We start from the raw sequence: 15759 nt of genomic DNA on the forward strand, positions 1-15759 counted from the left end.
ATGGCCGCCAAGGAGCCGGAAAGCGAGCTGATTCGCGCCAAGGATCTGGGCACGTTCGACCGCTGGGCCTTGCCCAGCTTCGACGAGCCGGGCGAGGAGCAGGCCGAAATCGATCCGCTCGTCGAGGAGCAGCCGGTACCGGTTGAGGCCGAGGCGGAGGAGGCGGTTCAGGTCGAAGAGGTCGCCCTCGAAGACGTCAAACCGCTGACGCTCGATGAGCTCGAGGCCATCCGCCAGGATGCCTATAACGAAGGCTTCGCCACGGGCGAGAAGGACGGTTTTCATGCCGGCCAGATCAAGGCCAAGCAGGAAGCCGACGCGGCCCTGGCGCTGAAGGTCGGCAGCCTGGAAAAACTCATGATGCAGTTGCTCGATCCGATTGCCGAGCAGGACCAGCAGATGGAAGTGGCCATGGTGCGCCTGGTCAGCCATATGGTGCGCGAGGTGATCCAGCGCGAGCTGAACAGCGATTCCAGCCAGATTCGCCAGGTCCTGCGCGAGGCGCTCAAGCTGCTGCCGATGGGGGCGGACAACGTGCGCATCCAGGTCAACCCGCAGGATTTCGAGACGATCAAGGCCCTGCGCGAGCGCCATGAGGAAAGCTGGCGCATTCTCGAGGACGAAAGCCTGCTGCCTGGCGGTTGCCGCATCGAGTCGGAGCATAGCCAGATCGACGCCAGCGTCGAGACGCGCATGGCGCAGGCACTCAAGCAATTGTTCGAGCAGCAGCGCGCGCAGAGCACTCAGCCGCCGGAAGCGGACATCAATCTGGATCTGGACCGCGACGATGCGCGTTGATCGCGTGAGCTTCGCCCGGCGTCTGGAGGGCTACAGCGATGCGATCAGCCTGCCCAGCCAGCCCATACTCGAAGGCCGCCTGCTGCGTATGGTCGGCCTCACCCTGGAGGCCGAAGGGCTGCGCGCGGCGATAGGCAGCCGCTGCCTGGTCATCAACGAAGACAGCTACCATCCGGTTCAGGTCGAGGCGGAGGTGATGGGCTTCTCCGGGGGCAAGATCTATCTGATGCCGGCGGGCAGTCTGGCGGGTATTGCGCCTGGCGCGCGCGTGGTGCCGTTGCCCGATGCCGGGCGCTTGCCCATGGGCATGTCCATGCTTGGCCGAGTGCTCGACGGCACCGGTCGCGCCCTGGATGGCAAGGGCGGGATGAAGGCCGAGGACTGGGTGCCGGTGGATGGCCCGACCATCAACCCGCTCAATCGCGACCCCATCAGTCAGCCCCTGGATGTTGGTATTCGTTCGATCAACGGTCTGCTCACCGTTGGCCGTGGTCAGCGTCTGGGCTTGTTCGCCGGCACCGGCGTGGGCAAGTCGGTGCTGCTGGGCATGATGACGCGTTTTACCGAGGCCGAGATCATCGTGGTCGGGTTGATCGGTGAGCGCGGGCGTGAGGTCAAGGAGTTCATTGACGAGATCCTCGGCGAAGAGGGTCTCAAGCGTTCCGTGGTCGTGGCTTCGCCGGCCGATGAAGCGCCGCTGATGCGTTTACGTGCGGCGCAGTACTGCACGCGCATCGCCGAGTACTTCCGTGACAAGGGCAAGAACGTTCTGCTGCTGATGGATTCGCTGACCCGCTATGCCCAGGCCCAGCGTGAAATCGCTCTGGCTATCGGTGAGCCACCAGCGACCAAGGGTTACCCGCCATCGGTGTTCGCCAAGTTGCCCAAGCTGGTCGAGCGTGCCGGCAATGCCGAAGCCGGCGGCGGTTCGATCACCGCGTTCTACACCGTGCTGAGTGAGGGTGATGACCAGCAGGACCCCATCGCCGATGCCGCGCGTGGTGTGCTCGACGGGCACTTTGTTTTGTCACGCCGTCTGGCCGAGGAGGGGCACTATCCCGCGATCGATATCGAATCCTCGATCAGTCGGGTCATGCCGCAAGTGGTGCCGCCCGAGCAGCTCAAGCAGGCGCAGCGATTCAAACAGTTGTGGTCGCGCTATCAACAGAGTCGCGATCTGATCAGTGTCGGTGCCTATGTTCCGGGCGGCGACGCGGATACCGATCAGGCCATCGCCCGCCAGCCGGTCATGGCTCAGTACCTGCGTCAGGGGTTGGATGAAAGTGTGGGCATGCCGCAGAGCCGTGAGCAACTGGCTGCCGTGCTGGGGCAATGATGGCGTTGATCAGGGTATTTTTCGTCATCGCTGAGGTCGGACATCGATGAGTCTCAGTCGCGCAAAGCGTCTGCAGCCGGTCGTCGAGATGGCAGAAAAGGCCGAGCGCGAGGCCGCGCGCCAGCTCGGGCATTGCCAGGGACTGGTCGGCCAGGCCGAAGCCAAGTTGGGTGAGCTGGAGCGTTTCCGTGGTGACTACCAGCAGCAGTGGATCAGCGAGGGCAGCAAGGGCGTTTCCGGCCAGTGGCTGATGAACTATCAGCGCTTTCTGTCGCAGCTGGAGACGGCGGTCGGCCAACAGCAGCAAAGTCTGGAGTGGCATCGCGCCAATCTGGAAAAAGTACGGGCCGTTTGGCAGCAACGCTATGCGCGTCTCGAGGGGCTGCGCAAACTGGTGCAGCGCTACATTGACGAAGCCCGATTGGCCGAGGACAAGCGCGAACAGAAACTGCTCGACGAGCTGGCGCAACGCCTGATCGACCGTGGTGAACCCTGAATAGAGGTTGTTTCGTCGCCGACCAGATGCTACACCTTCAAACGTGAATTGCCCTATCTGGCAAAGTCTCGACAAAGGAGTAGACATGGCCATTACCTCGCAGCCCTCGGCCGACGGGCAAGAGCTGACCATTGTGATTCGAGGACGCTTCGACTTCGCCTCCCACCAGGAATTTCGTGACGCCTACGAGCGCGTCAACCTGACGCCCAAGCGTTATCAGGTCGACCTGCGCGACACCAGCTATCTGGACAGTTCGGCATTGGGCATGCTGCTGCTGTTGCGTGACCATGCTGGCGGCGATTCGGCGCAGATCAGCCTGCTCAACTGCAGCAGTGACGTGCGCAAGATCCTCGCCATCTCCAACTTCGAGCAGTTGTTCAAGATCAGCTGAGCATGTCTGAGCGACTTGCCATTCTGATCGCCGAGGACAACGCGGCCGACCGCATGCTGTTGTCCACCATCGTCAACCGTCAGGGCCATCGTGTGCTTACAGCCAGTAATGGTCTGGAGGCGGTCGCCCTGTTCGAGCAGGAGCGCCCGCACTTGGTGCTGATGGATGCGCTGATGCCGGTGATGGATGGCTTCGAGGCGGCGCGTCGAATCAAGAAACAGGCCGGTGAAGCGCTGGTGCCGATCATCTTCCTCACGTCGTTGACCGAGGGCGAGGCGCTGGTGCGTTGTCTTGAGGCAGGCGGCGACGATTTTCTCGCCAAGCCCTATAACCGGGTGATACTCGAGGCCAAGATCGGGGCGATGGATCGTCTGCGCCGTCTGCACGACACGGTATTGCAACAGCGCGACCTGATCGCCCAGCACAACGAGCATCTGCTGCACGAGCAACGTGTGGCCAAGGCAGTATTCGACAAGGTGGCGCATTCCGGCTGCCTGGATGCGCCGAACATCCGCTACATGCAGTCGCCCTACGCGCTGTTCAATGGTGATTTGCTGCTGGCGGCGTACAAACCGTCTGGCGGCATGCACGTGATGCTGGGCGATTTCACCGGTCATGGTTTGCCTGCGGCTATTGGCGCTATGCCGCTGGCCGAGGTGTTCTATGGCATGACCGCCAAAGGCCATGCGCTCGCCGAGATCCTTCGCGAGATCAACGCCAAGCTAAAGCGCATCCTGCCGGTTGGGGTTTTCTGCTGTGCCACCTTGCTCAACATCAGCAGCAAGCGTGGGCTGCTCGAAGTGTGGAATGGCGGGCTGCCAGATGGCTACCTGCTGCATGGCGATGGCCGCCCGCGCCAGCCATTGGTATCCCGTCATCTGCCGCTGGGGATTCTGGAGCCAGCTGCGTTCAGTGACCGTTGCGAGGTCTATCCGCTAGCGCCAGGGGATCGCATCTTTCTGCTTAGCGACGGTGTGCTTGAGGCCAGTGATCAGCACGGCCAGCTGTTCGGTGAGGAACGCCTGCTCCGGCTGTTGGAGGCCAATCGTCAACCGCAGGCATTGTTCGAGGAAATTCAGCTGGCGCTGGCGGCGTTCCGTGGCGAGCAACAGGATGACGTCAGCATGCTTCAGGTCGGCTTGGCCGAAGACGACGAGCATCCTCGCCCACTGGCCTTTGCCGACAGCGGTCAGGGCAGCGTGATGGACTGGTCGGCCAGTTTCGAGTTTCGAGCGCTGAGCCTGCGTCACTTCAACCCACTGCCATTTTTGCTGCAGCTGCTGCTGGACGTGCGGGCGTTGCGGCCGCGTGGTGGCGAGCTGTATACCGTGCTCGCCGAGCTCTATTCCAATGCCCTGGAGCATGGGGTAATGGGGCTGGACTCCTCGCTCAAGCAGGATGCCAGCGGCTTTGCCGAGTATTATCGGGAACGACGTCTGCGTCTGGCGTCCTTGCAGGATGGCTATGTACGATTTCATTTGCAGATGCTGCCGGAAGAAGGGGGAGGGCGACTGATCGTCCGGGTCGAGGACAGTGGTCCCGGATTCGATCCGGTCACCGTCATGGCGCTTGGTGACGAAGCCCTGTGTGGTCGCGGTCTTGCCCTGGTTCGTCAGCTCAGCGACGGTTTCCAGATTGCCCCGGTGGGCCAGGGAGTCAGCGTGGAGTTTTGCTGGTCCTCTGAGGCATAATGCGACGCTGTTGTTCAGGGAGTGACCCGGTGTCCGATATCCATCTCGACGAAGCCGTCTTGGCGGCCCTGCAGGACGTCATGGAGGACGAATACCCGATTCTGCTCGATACCTTCGTGGCCGATTCTGAGGAGCGTCTGCGTCTGCTGCATGTGGCTGCGACCGAGGGGGATGCGCAGGGCCTGCGTCTGGCTGCGCACAGCTTCAAGGGCAGTTGCAGCAACATGGGCGCGGTACTGTTGGCCAGCCTGTGCAAGGAACTCGAGGACGCCGGTCGGCGCGAGGCACTGGACCTGGCCCCGGCGCTGATCGAGCAGGTCGAGCGTGAGTTCGCCATCGTGCGCATCCTGTTCAAATCCGAGCGCCAGCGTTATCGCCTCTGATGCCTTTTCACGAGTTGGCCCGTCCTTTGCTCTGATCCCGTCACGACCCATCAGACGGAGAGCGTCCATGTCCGCGTTGCCCGACCTACGCCTGCAGGCTACGCCTGAGGTGAAGAGCAAAGCGAAGCAACCGGCCAAAGCGCCGGAACCCAGCAAGAACGGTGCTTCCAGCTTTGCCGATATGTATGCCAGGGAGCGTCAGGCCAAGCCTGGCGAGCGTACTGGCAGTACCGATAAATCCAGCCAGGAGCAGAAGCCTGCTGCTTCTTCAGGAGCGGCTGACACTGCTTCTTCTGCCGCCGAGCAGCCCTCGGTTGCCGCCCCCGGCAATTCCTTGCCGACCCAGGAGGGCGTTGAAGAAGAGCTCGACCCGTTGCTGGCGATGGCACTGGGCGGTATCCAGGTGCCAGTAGAGGATGCTGCGGTCACCCAGGACTCGCCGGAGTTGCCGGCGCTGGTGATCACCGGTGCCAATGCCAGTGCTGCGGATACTGCTGAGCCAGTGCTGGAGGAAGATGTTCTCGATCCGCTGGCGCAGCTCAAGCAGCCGGCAGAAGAAGCGGGCAAGGCGCAGTTGTCGCAAGACGCTGCGATCAAGAGCACGCGGGTGGCGACCAGCACGGACTTCGCTGCGGCCATGTCCGCTATGGGCAAGGGCGAGGAGGCGGCCGAGAGCTCTGACGAGTCGGTGCTGGACCTGCCGCTGGAAAGCCTGGCCAAGGATGCCCTGGAAAGTCTCAAGGACAGCGTTCAGCCCAATCGCCCGGATCAGTTCGTCAGCAAGCTCAATGCGCTGACGCAGGCGCTCAATCATCAGGTCGGTGCCGCCCAGCGCACGCCGCTGGTGCCTGGCCAGCCGGTGGCCATGCATCAGGGGGGCTGGAGCGAGGCGGTTGTCGATCGCGTCATGTGGTTGTCCAGTCAGAACCTCAAGTCGGCTGAAATTCAACTGGACCCGGCGGAGTTGGGGCGTCTTGAGGTGCGGGTGAACCTGTCCCAGGATCAGGCCCAGGTGACGTTCGCCAGCCCCAATGCCGGGGTGCGCGAAGCGCTGGAAGGGCAGATGCATCGCTTGCGTGAGCTGTTCGCGCAGCAAGGCATGAATCTGGCCGATGCCAATGTTTCCGATCAGTCGCTTAACCGCGGCTGGCAGGGGCAGGGCGAGGGCGGTCGTGGTGGTTCTGGCTCGCGTGATGATCTGCTAGCCAGTGACGAGCTGCAGCCGGGCGTCCATCAGGAAGTGCGCAGTGAGCGTTTGACTTCTGGCCGCGGGCTGGTCGACTACTACGCATAAGTAGGGCTCAAACGCTGAGCAATGCCCGATTATCGGTGTTCCTCCGCTAGACTTGTATTCGCCCGGGTTGCCGAAAGGTGCCCGGGCGAATGCATTTTGGGTGACAGCAAGTAGCTGGCGCTGTTAAATCCGCGCCCAGAGTTAGACAAGCCTGCTCATATGCTGGCATAACACTTGCTCTTAACCCTTTGAATGCGGAAAGAACTCCGATAGTGACGGATTATTGGCATGGCTAAGAAAGAAGCGGTACCGGCTGCCGACGGACAACCCGCCGGCAAGAGCAAGCTCAAACTCATCATCCTGATTGTGGTGGGTCTGCTGCTGGCCGTTGGCCTTTCCGCGGGCGGTACCTGGTTCATTCTCAGCAAGGGTGACAAGAGCGAGGAGGCCAAACCGGCAGAGGCCGCCGCACCAGCAGCGCCAGTGCGCCAGCCGGCCATCTACCAGGATCTGATGCCTGCCTTCGTGGTCAACTTCAATTACCAGAACCGTACCCGCTACCTGCAGGTCAGCATGGCCTTGATGAGCCGTGATACCACCGGCATGGAGAAGCTCAAGGTGCATATGCCGGTATTGCGTAACCGTCTGGTGATGTTGCTGTCCGGTCAGGATTTTGCCGCGCTGCAAACGCCGTTGGGCAAGGAAATGCTTCTGCAGCAGGCGCTGGCCAGCGTGCAGGAACTGGCGCAGAAGGAAACCGGCAGCACTGTGGTCGAGCAGGTGCTGTTCACCAATTTCGTGTTGCAGTAGCGGGAGCCGAAGATGGCCGTGCAAGACCTGCTTTCCCAGGACGAGATCGATGCGCTGTTGCATGGCGTCGATGACGGCCTGGTGGAAACCGAGGACGCAGCGGAGCCGGGGAGCGTCAAACAGTACGACCTGACCAGTCAGGATCGTATCGTCCGTGGGCGCATGCCGACGCTGGAGATGATCAACGAGCGCTTTGCCCGTTATACCCGCATCAGCATGTTCAACCTGTTGCGCCGCTCGGCTGACGTCGCCGTTGGTGGTGTGCAAGTGATGAAGTTCGGCGAATACGTGCACTCGTTGTACGTGCCTACCAGCCTTAACTTGGTGAAGATGAAGCCGCTACGCGGCACCGGTCTGTTCATCCTCGACGCCAAGCTGGTGTTCAAACTGGTGGACAACTTCTTCGGCGGCGATGGGCGCCATGCCAAGATCGAAGGCCGTGAGTTCACTCCAACCGAACTGCGTGTCGTGCGTATGGTGCTCGACCAGGCGTTCGTCGACCTGCGCGAAGCCTGGCACGCGGTCATGGATATCAACTTCGAGTACGTCAACTCCGAGGTCAACCCGGCGCTGGCCAACATCGTCAGCCCCAGCGAAGTGGTGGTGGTGTCCACCTTCCATATCGAGCTCGACGGTGGTGGTGGCGATCTGCACATCACCATGCCGTACTCGATGATCGAGCCGATCCGCGAAATGCTCGATGCCGGTTTCCAATCCGATGTCGACGATCAGGACGAGCGTTGGATCAAGGCCCTGCGCGAGGACATCCTCGATGTCAGCGTGCCGCTGGCCGCCACCGTCGCCCGTCGCCAGTTGAAGCTGCGCGACATCCTGCATATGCAGCCGGGTGATGTGATCCCCGTGGAATTGCCGGACAACGTGGTCATGCGCGCCAATGGCGTGCCGACCTTCAAGGTGAAGCTGGGAGCGCACAAGGGCAATCTGGCCCTGCAGGTGCTGGAACCAATCGAACGCCAACGCTGAGGCGTTGGTAACTCTCCAGGGCTGACAAAGCCCGACGTGAACGAATAGCAGAAGCCAGGCGAGGAATCACGATGGCAGACGAAGAAAACACCTCCCCCGAGGAACAGGCACTGGCCGATGAATGGGCCGCAGCGCTGGCCGAGGCAGGTGATGCCGATCAGGACGATATCGATGCCATGCTCGCAGGGCAGGGGGCCGCTCAGGCAGCGCAACCGGCCGCACCGCGTGCACCGATGGAAGAGTTCGGCAGCGCACCGCCTCCCGGTAATCTGCCGGTCAATCTGGATGGCCCCAATCTGGATGTGATCCTGGATATTCCAGTGTCCATCTCCATGGAAGTAGGCAACACCGATATCACTATCCGTAATCTGCTGCAGCTCAATCAGGGCTCGGTGATCGAGCTGGATCGTCTGGCTGGTGAGCCGCTCGATGTGCTGGTCAACGGCACGTTGATCGCTCATGGCGAAGTGGTGGTGGTCAACGAGAAGTTCGGCATTCGCCTGACCGACGTGATCAGCCCCAGCGAACGTATCAAGAAGCTGCGCTGACCATGGCTCGTCTTCTCGCTCTGTTTCTCAGCATGCCTCTGGCGGCCATGGCTGCCGAGCCTGCCGGCAAGGCAGCGACTCCCATGGCTGGCAGCGACATAGCCGGTCAGCTCGGCCAGTTGCTGCTCGGCTTGTTGCTGGTGATCGGTTTGATCTTCCTGCTCGCCTGGCTGTTGCGCCGTGTGCAGCAACTGAACCCGAAGGGCGGGCAGGTGATCAAGCTGTTGTCGAGCCAGGCGCTCGGCCCGCGTGATCGCCTGGTGCTGGTGCAGGTAGGCAACGAGCAGATTTTGCTGGGGCTGTCCGCTGGGCGCATTACCCCGCTGCACGTGCTCAAGGAGCCAGTGCATCTGGCCGATGCCGAGCAGGCCACGCCAGAGTTCGCCCAGCGCCTGATGGAGCTGATGGGCAAGGATCAGAAGGACAAATCCTGATGCTGCGTTTGTTGCTGGTGCTGGTGCTGAGCCTCGCCGCTTCTCTGGCGTTCGCCGAGGACCCTCCTGCAGGCAATTCGCTGATCCAGACGGGCAGCAGCCCGTTGTCGATCCCCGCCATCACCCTGTCCACCGACGCCCAGGGGCAGCAGGAATACTCGGTCAGCCTGCAGATCCTGCTGATCATGACGGCGCTGAGTTTCATCCCGGCGTTCGTCATGCTGATGACCAGCTTCACGCGGATCATCATCGTCTTCTCCATCCTGCGTCAGGCGCTGGGTCTGCAGCAGACACCGTCCAACCAGATCCTGGTCGGCCTGGCGCTGTTTCTGACGATGTTCATCATGGCGCCGATTTTCGACCGGATTAACACCGATGCGCTGCAGCCTTATCTGAACGAGGAGATCGTCGCTCAGGAGGCGCTGACACGGGCAGAGGTACCAATCCGCGACTTCATGCTGGCGCAGACTCGTGAGAGTGACCTGGCACTGTTCGTTCGTTTGTCCAAGCGTACCGATCTGGCTGGTGTCGAAGACGTGCCGTTGACCATTCTGGTGCCGGCGTTCGTCACTTCCGAGTTGAAGACCGCTTTCCAGATCGGCTTCATGATCTTCATTCCGTTTTTGATCATCGACATGGTGGTCGCCAGTATCCTCATGGCGATGGGGATGATGATGCTGTCGCCACTGATCATCTCATTGCCATTCAAGATCATGCTGTTCGTCCTGGTTGACGGCTGGGCGCTGATCATGGGCACCTTGGCCGCCAGTTTCGGCACCATATAGCGAGGCCTTTGATGACTCCCGAGGTAGCGGTTGACCTGTTTCGCGAAGCGCTCTGGCTGATCGTGCTGATCGTCGGTCTGGCGGTGGTGCCAAGCCTGATTGTCGGTCTGATGGTCGCCATGTTCCAGGCTGCCACGCAGATCAACGAACAGACGCTGAGCTTTTTGCCGCGCCTGATGGTGATGCTGATCACGCTGATATGGGCCGGCCCCTGGCTGGTGAGTCAGCTGATGGAGTACACCCAGACGCTGATCCAGAACATTCCGTACCTCATCGGTTGAGGGGCTGGGCGCGATGCTGGAGTTGAGCAACGAGCAGATCAGCGGCTGGGTAGGCCAGTTTCTGCTGCCGTTGTTTCGCATCGCGGCGATGTTGATGGTGATGCCCATCATCGGTACCCAGCTGGTGCCGAACCGCGTACGCCTCTATCTGGCGCTGGCCATCAGTGTGGTGCTGGTACCGACGCTACCACCGATGCCGCAGGTCGATGCCTTGAGCCTGCGTAGTCTGCTGCTGATCCTTGAGCAGGTGCTGATCGGCGCCATGTTCGGTTTTATTCTGCAGTTGTTCTTTCATCTGTTCGCCGTCGCTGGGCAGATCATCGCCATGCAGATGGGCCTGGGGTTCGCCTCCATGGTCGACCCTACCAATGGTGTGTCGGTGCCGGTGCTTGGCCAGTTCATGCTGATGCTGGTGACCATGCTGTTTCTGGCCATCAATGGCCATCTGGTGGTGCTGGAAATTCTGGCGGAAAGCTTCGTCACGCTGCCGTCCGGGCAAGGGTTGATGGTCAATCATTACTGGGAGCTGGCTGGCAAACTGGGCTGGGTGATCGGCGCCGGCCTGTTGTTGACGCTGCCCATGGTCACCGCGCTGCTGGTGATCAACCTGGCGTTTGGCGTGATGACGCGCGCCGCGCCGCAACTGAACATCTTTTCCATCGGCTTCCCCCTGACCCTGGCCATGGGCCTGGTGATTTTCTGGGTGGGGCTTTCCGATTTCGGCAACCTGTTCCAGGCGCTGGCCAGCGAAGCCCTGCAACAGCTGAGCGAATTCGCTCTTGTGAGGTAGCGATGGCCGAAAGCGAAAGCGGCGCCGACAAGAGCGAGGAACCCACAGGCAAGCGACTTGAAGAGTCGCGCAAGAAAGGCCAGATCGCTCGCTCCAAGGAGCTCAACACGGTGGCGGTGACGCTCACCGGCACTGTCGCCCTGATCATTTTTGGCGCCTACATGGGCAATGTGTTGATGGATGTGATGCGCGGTAATTTCAGCTTGCCGCGCGATGTGCTGATGAGCGAGCGCAGCATGGCGCTTTATCTGCTGGCTTCTGGCAAGCATGCATTGCTGGCGGTTCAACCCTTTTTCATTGCGTTATTGATTGCCTCCATTGCTGGTCCCATCGCGCTCGGGGGGTGGTTGTTCTCTGCCGAGGCGCTGCAACCCAAAGCCAGCCGGATGAACCCATTGGCGGGTCTCAAGCGCATGTTCTCGGTTCAGGCACTGGTCGAGCTGATCAAGGCGCTGGCCAAGTTTCTGGTAATCCTGGCGGTGGCGCTGGTGGTGCTTTCGGTGGACCAGGACGATCTGCTGGCCATTGCCAACGAGCCCGTCGAGCCCGCCATCCTGCACAGCCTGAAGGTTGTCGGCTGGAGTGCGTTCTGGCTGTCCTGCGGGCTTATCCTGATTGCTGCCGTGGATGTGCCGTTCCAGCTTTGGAGTCACAAGCAGAAGCTGATGATGACCAAGCAGGAGGTGCGCGACGAGTACAAGGACACTGAGGGCAAGCCCGAAGTCAAAGGACGTATTCGCCAGTTGCAGCGGGAAATGGCCGAACGGCGGATGATGCAAGCCGTGCCGCAGGCTGACGTGGTCATCACCAACCCGACGCACTTCGCTGTAGCGCTCAAGTACGACCCGGAGAAGGGGAGCGCACCGGTGTTGCTGGCAAAGGGCGGCGACTTCCTGGCGCTGAAGATTCGCGAGATCGCCCAGGAGCACAAGGTGATGGTGCTGGAGTCCCCGGCATTGGCCCGTGCGGTGTATTACTCCACCGAGCTGGACCAGGAAATTCCTGCTGGCCTGTATCTGGCCGTGGCGCAGGTGCTGGCCTACGTCTATCAGCTTCGTCAGTACCAGGCCGGCAAGGGCAAGCGCCCAGGCCCGCTGCCGGACTTCCCGATCCCGGCGGATCTACGCCGCGACTCTTAGGGCGTGTAGCGCGCTGTCGTGTCACTTTTGGAACGCTTCTTGCCATGACCTCTCTAGGACGCACTTTCGCGTCAAAAGATTGAATGGCTCGGGGTAGGGACGTGGCAGTAGATCGCGCACAGTTAATCGGTGACGTACGCAGCAACCTTGCAGGTTTGCGCCATGGCAACCTGGGCATTCCGCTGCTGCTGCTGGTCATGCTCGGCATGGTCATGTTGCCGGTGCCGCCGTTTCTGCTCGATACCCTGTTCACCTTCAGTATCGCGCTTTCCATCGTCGTGTTGCTGGTCAGTATCTACGCGCTGCGCCCGCTGGATTTCGCTGTATTCCCCACCATCCTGCTGGCCGCCACGCTGCTGCGTCTGGCGCTTAACGTGGCTTCGACCCGTGTGGTGCTGCTCAATGGTCACGAAGGGCATGGCGCGGCTGGTCAGGTGATCCAGGCATTCGGTGAGGTGGTGATCGGCGGCAACTACGTGGTTGGTATCGTGGTATTCGCCATCCTCATGATCATCAACTTCGTGGTGGTCACCAAGGGCGCTGGGCGTATCTCCGAGGTGAGCGCGCGCTTCACCCTCGACGCCATGCCTGGCAAGCAGATGGCTATCGACGCCGACCTCAACGCCGGCCTGATCGATCAGAACGAAGCCAAGAAACGCCGCAGCGAGGTGGCCCAGGAGGCAGACTTCTACGGTTCGATGGACGGTGCCAGCAAGTTCGTCCGTGGCGATGCCATCGCCGGCCTGCTGATCCTGTTCATCAACCTCATCGGTGGTATAGCCATCGGCGTGCTACAGCACAGCCTGGCCTTCGCCGACGCCGGTAAGGTCTACACCCTGCTGACCATCGGTGATGGCCTGGTCGCGCAGATTCCTTCGCTGCTGCTGTCCACCGCCGCGGCGGTGATGGTGACCCGTGTTTCCAGCTCCGAAGACATGGGCGCGCAGGTCAATCGGCAGATGTTCGCGTCGCCGCGGGCGCTGGCGGTGGCGGCGGCGATCCTCATCGCCATGGGGCTGGTGCCGGGCATGCCGCACTTTTCCTTCATCAGCCTTGGTCTGGTGGCGGCCGGTGGCGCCTACTGGATCGCGCACAAGAACCGCAAGGTCAAGGAAGAAGAGGTCAAGGAGGTGCAGCGCCAGCAGGAGCTGCTGCCGGCGCAGAAGGCTCAGGAGGTCAAGGAACTGGGCTGGGACGATGTCACTCCGGTGGACATGGTCGGCCTGGAGGTAGGCTACCGCCTGATTCCTCTGGTAGACCGCAACCAGGGGGGGCAGCTGCTTGCGCGGATCAAGGGGGTGCGCAAGAAGCTGTCGCAGGAAATGGGTTTTCTCATGCCCTCGGTGCATATCCGCGACAACCTCGACTTGGCGCCCAACGCTTATCGCCTGACGCTGATGGGTGTCAGCGTGGCCGAGGCCGAGGTGTATCCGGATCGTGAATTGGCGATCAACCCCGGTCAGGTGTTCGGTCCGCTCAACGGCATCGCCGCCAAGGATCCGGCATTCGGTCTGGAGGCCGTGTGGATCGACCCCACTCAGCGCGATCAGGCGCAGTCGCTGGGCTACACCGTGGTCGACGCCAGTACCGTGGTGGCCACTCACCTCAACCAGGTCCTGCACAAGCATGCTCATGAGCTGTTGGGCCATGAGGAAGTGCAGCAACTGATGCAGTTGCTGGCCAAGAGCTCGCCGAAGCTGGCCGAAGAGTTGGTGCCTGGGCTGGTATCGCTGTCGACCCTGCTTAAGGTGCTGCAGGCGCTGTTGCAGGAGCAGGTACCGGTGCGGGACATCCGCACCATCGCCGAGGCCATCGCCAACGTCGCGCCGAAGAGTCAAGATCCCGCCGCGATGGTCGCTGCGGTACGCGTCTCGTTGGCCCGCGCCATCGTGCAAGGCATCGTGGGACTAGAGCCGGAGCTGCCTGTGATAACCCTCGAGCCAAGGTTGGAACAGATCTTGCTCAACAGTCTGCAGAAGGCCGGTCAAGGCGGTGAGGATGGCATCCTCCTCGAACCTGGCATGGCCGAGAAGCTGCAGCGTTCCCTGGTGGAAGCGGCGCAGCGCCAGGAGATGCTCGGCAAACCGGTGATTCTGCTGGTGGCCGGACCGGTCCGGGCGATGTTGTCGCGCTTCGCGCGGCTGGCGGTACCCAGCATGCACGTGCTGGCGTACCAGGAAATTCCGGACAACAAGCAGGTCACCATAGTCGCTACGGTTGGCCAGAACTGAGGTAAAGGGTCATGCAGGTCAAACGCTTCTTCGCCGCCGATATGCGGACCGCCATGAAACTGGTGCGTGATGAATTGGGCGCCGACGCCTCGATCATCGGCAATCGCCGCGTTGCCGGTGGTGTCGAGCTGACTGCTGCGCTGGATTATCAGGCGCCGACGCCGGTACGTCCGAACCCGGCGTTGGAAGCCGAGCTGCGCAAGACCCAGGCGCGCATCGCCAGCGCCCAGGCTGAGCTGAGCACGCGTGCCGAGCAGGATGCCGGCAAGGACCGTCAATTATTCGCCAATGAATCCTTGCTGGCGCCTGAGCTGCCAGCGACTCCGGTCAAACCACAGCGCCCGGTCGAGACCGCTGCGCCTGCCACGCCGGCGGTCGACCCGCGCGCGCTGGATGCCATGCGCTTCGAGCTGCATGGCTTGCGTGAGCTGATCGAAGTACAGCTGGGCTCCATTGCCTGGGGCCAGCTGCAGAATCGTCGTCCGCAGCAAGCCAATCTGTGGCGCCGCCTGCAGCGTATGGGGTTGTCTGCCGAACTGTCGCAGGCGCTGCTGAGCAAGGTGGCCGGCGTTGCCGAACCGCGTCAGGCCTGGCGTATGCTGCTGGCACATCTGGCCCATGCGATCGCTACGCCCAAGGTCGAGCCGCTGGAAGAGGGGGGCGTGATCGCCCTGGTCGGTCCGGCCGGCATGGGCAAGACCACTACGCTGGCCAAGCTGGCAGCGCGTTATGTGCTTAAGTACGGCGCGCAGCAGGTCGCTCTGGTGAGCATGGACAGCTTCCGTATTGGCGCGCAGGAACAGCTCAAGACTCTGGGGCGCATCCTCGGTGTGTCGGTGACCCAGATCGATCCGGGCCAGTCCCTGTTGCAGGCGCTTGCACCGCTGGCCAAGAAGCGCGTGGTGCTGGTCGATACCGCTGGCCTGCCGGGTAACGATCCGGCGTTGCGTCTGCAGTTGGAAAGTCTGGCCTCGGCACGCATCAAGGCGAAGAATTATCTGGTATTGGCCGCAACAAGTCAGAGCCAAGTGCTCAAGGCGGCCTACCATAGTTACAAGCGTTGTGGCCTTTCTGGCTGCATACTGACGAAGCTGGACGAAGCGGCGAGCCTGGGCGAGGTTTTAGGCCTGGCTATAGGCCAGCAACTGCCGGTAGCCTATGTGACGGACGGGCCGCGGATTCCGGATGATCTGCAGGTGCCACGCAGTCACCAGCTGGTCAGCCGGGCGGTGGGCCTGCAGGCTGCCGAGGAACCGAGTGAAGATGCCATGGCGCAGATGTTCGCCGGTCTCTATCACAATCCGGCCAAGCGGGCCGGCTGAAGCAGCGAGAATGTTGCACCCTCTCGCCACGTGGTGCGGGAGTGAACGGCCTCAATAGGTGCTTTTCAACGACCTGTAGGGCCAAGTCGAAGTTAGACAAGGTGTA

17 protein-coding genes are annotated in these 15759 nt (G+C 61.7%); all 17 read left to right on the forward strand.

Going from position 1 to position 15759, the window contains the following annotated elements; all coding sequences use genetic code 11:
- The 17 genes from fliH to flhF all read left to right on the forward strand — a co-directional run bounded on the left by fliH (nt 1) and on the right by flhF (nt 15653).
- The gene (fliH, locus tag CXP40_RS14345) at nt 1-798 is read left to right on the forward strand and encodes a flagellar assembly protein FliH (protein ID WP_106734299.1); all 798 of its coding nucleotides are present in this window, start codon (nt 1-3) and stop codon (nt 796-798) included.
- Complete coding sequence (gene fliI / locus CXP40_RS14350) at nt 788-2134, forward strand: flagellar protein export ATPase FliI (protein WP_017679162.1); 1347 nt, start codon at nt 788-790, stop codon at nt 2132-2134. The genes fliH and fliI overlap by 11 nt, the downstream gene beginning before the upstream one ends.
- A gap of 46 nt (nt 2135-2180) precedes the next feature.
- Nucleotides 2181-2630 (forward strand): flagellar export protein FliJ, encoded by a 450-nt coding sequence (gene fliJ / locus CXP40_RS14355; RefSeq protein ID WP_021489636.1) that lies wholly within the window; start codon nt 2181-2183, stop codon nt 2628-2630.
- 85 nt (nt 2631-2715) lie between these two features.
- Nucleotides 2716-3021: an STAS domain-containing protein gene (locus tag CXP40_RS14360; RefSeq protein WP_003460737.1), complete on the forward strand. Its 306-nt coding sequence runs from the start codon at nt 2716-2718 to the stop codon at nt 3019-3021.
- 2 nt (nt 3022-3023) lie between these two features.
- The gene (locus tag CXP40_RS14365) at nt 3024-4712 is read left to right on the forward strand and encodes a fused response regulator/phosphatase (RefSeq protein WP_106734300.1); all 1689 of its coding nucleotides are present in this window, start codon (nt 3024-3026) and stop codon (nt 4710-4712) included.
- 29 nt (nt 4713-4741) lie between these two features.
- Nucleotides 4742-5095 carry an Hpt domain-containing protein gene (locus tag CXP40_RS14370; protein ID WP_106734301.1) on the forward strand — a complete coding sequence of 118 codons (354 nt, stop codon included), beginning with the start codon at nt 4742-4744 and terminating at the stop codon, nt 5093-5095.
- 67 nt (nt 5096-5162) lie between these two features.
- Entirely contained in the window at nt 5163-6389 is a 1227-nt protein-coding gene (locus tag CXP40_RS14375) for a flagellar hook-length control protein FliK (RefSeq protein WP_106734302.1), read from the forward strand.
- Nucleotides 6390-6617: 228 nt separating this feature from the next.
- Entirely contained in the window at nt 6618-7139 is a 522-nt protein-coding gene (gene fliL, locus CXP40_RS14380; protein ID WP_106734303.1) for a flagellar basal body-associated protein FliL, read from the forward strand.
- Between the two features lie 12 nt (nt 7140-7151).
- Nucleotides 7152-8123: a flagellar motor switch protein FliM gene (gene fliM, locus CXP40_RS14385; RefSeq protein ID WP_017679168.1), complete on the forward strand. Its 972-nt coding sequence runs from the start codon at nt 7152-7154 to the stop codon at nt 8121-8123.
- Nucleotides 8124-8194: 71 nt separating this feature from the next.
- On the forward strand, nt 8195-8671 hold the full coding sequence (gene fliN / locus CXP40_RS14390; RefSeq protein ID WP_106734304.1) for a flagellar motor switch protein FliN: 477 nt from the start codon (nt 8195-8197) through the stop codon (nt 8669-8671).
- A gap of 2 nt (nt 8672-8673) precedes the next feature.
- Complete coding sequence (fliO, locus tag CXP40_RS14395; RefSeq protein WP_106734305.1) at nt 8674-9105, forward strand: flagellar biosynthetic protein FliO; 432 nt, start codon at nt 8674-8676, stop codon at nt 9103-9105.
- Nucleotides 9105-9890, forward strand: a complete 786-nt coding sequence (fliP, locus tag CXP40_RS14400) for a flagellar type III secretion system pore protein FliP (RefSeq protein ID WP_099523125.1) — start codon at nt 9105-9107, stop codon at nt 9888-9890. Before fliO ends, fliP begins: the two co-directional genes overlap by 1 nt.
- 11 nt (nt 9891-9901) lie before the next feature.
- Entirely contained in the window at nt 9902-10171 is a 270-nt protein-coding gene (gene fliQ / locus CXP40_RS14405) for a flagellar biosynthesis protein FliQ (protein ID WP_096826229.1), read from the forward strand.
- A gap of 13 nt (nt 10172-10184) precedes the next feature.
- Complete coding sequence (gene fliR / locus CXP40_RS14410; RefSeq protein WP_106734306.1) at nt 10185-10961, forward strand: flagellar biosynthetic protein FliR; 777 nt, start codon at nt 10185-10187, stop codon at nt 10959-10961.
- A 2-nt stretch (nt 10962-10963) separates the two neighbouring features.
- A complete protein-coding gene (gene flhB / locus CXP40_RS14415) occupies nt 10964-12100 on the forward strand; it encodes a flagellar biosynthesis protein FlhB (protein WP_106734307.1) in 1137 nt (378 codons plus the stop codon).
- An 83-nt stretch (nt 12101-12183) separates the two neighbouring features.
- The gene (gene flhA, locus CXP40_RS14420) at nt 12184-14331 is read left to right on the forward strand and encodes a flagellar biosynthesis protein FlhA (protein ID WP_106734308.1); all 2148 of its coding nucleotides are present in this window, start codon (nt 12184-12186) and stop codon (nt 14329-14331) included.
- 11 nt (nt 14332-14342) lie between these two features.
- A complete protein-coding gene (gene flhF / locus CXP40_RS14425; protein WP_106734309.1) occupies nt 14343-15653 on the forward strand; it encodes a flagellar biosynthesis protein FlhF in 1311 nt (436 codons plus the stop codon).
- Nucleotides 15654-15759: the final 106 nt, after the last annotated feature.

The sequence above is a fragment of the Pseudomonas sp. YY-1 genome (assembly GCF_002843095.1).
GTDB lineage: Bacteria > Pseudomonadota > Gammaproteobacteria > Pseudomonadales > Pseudomonadaceae > Aquipseudomonas > Aquipseudomonas sediminis_A.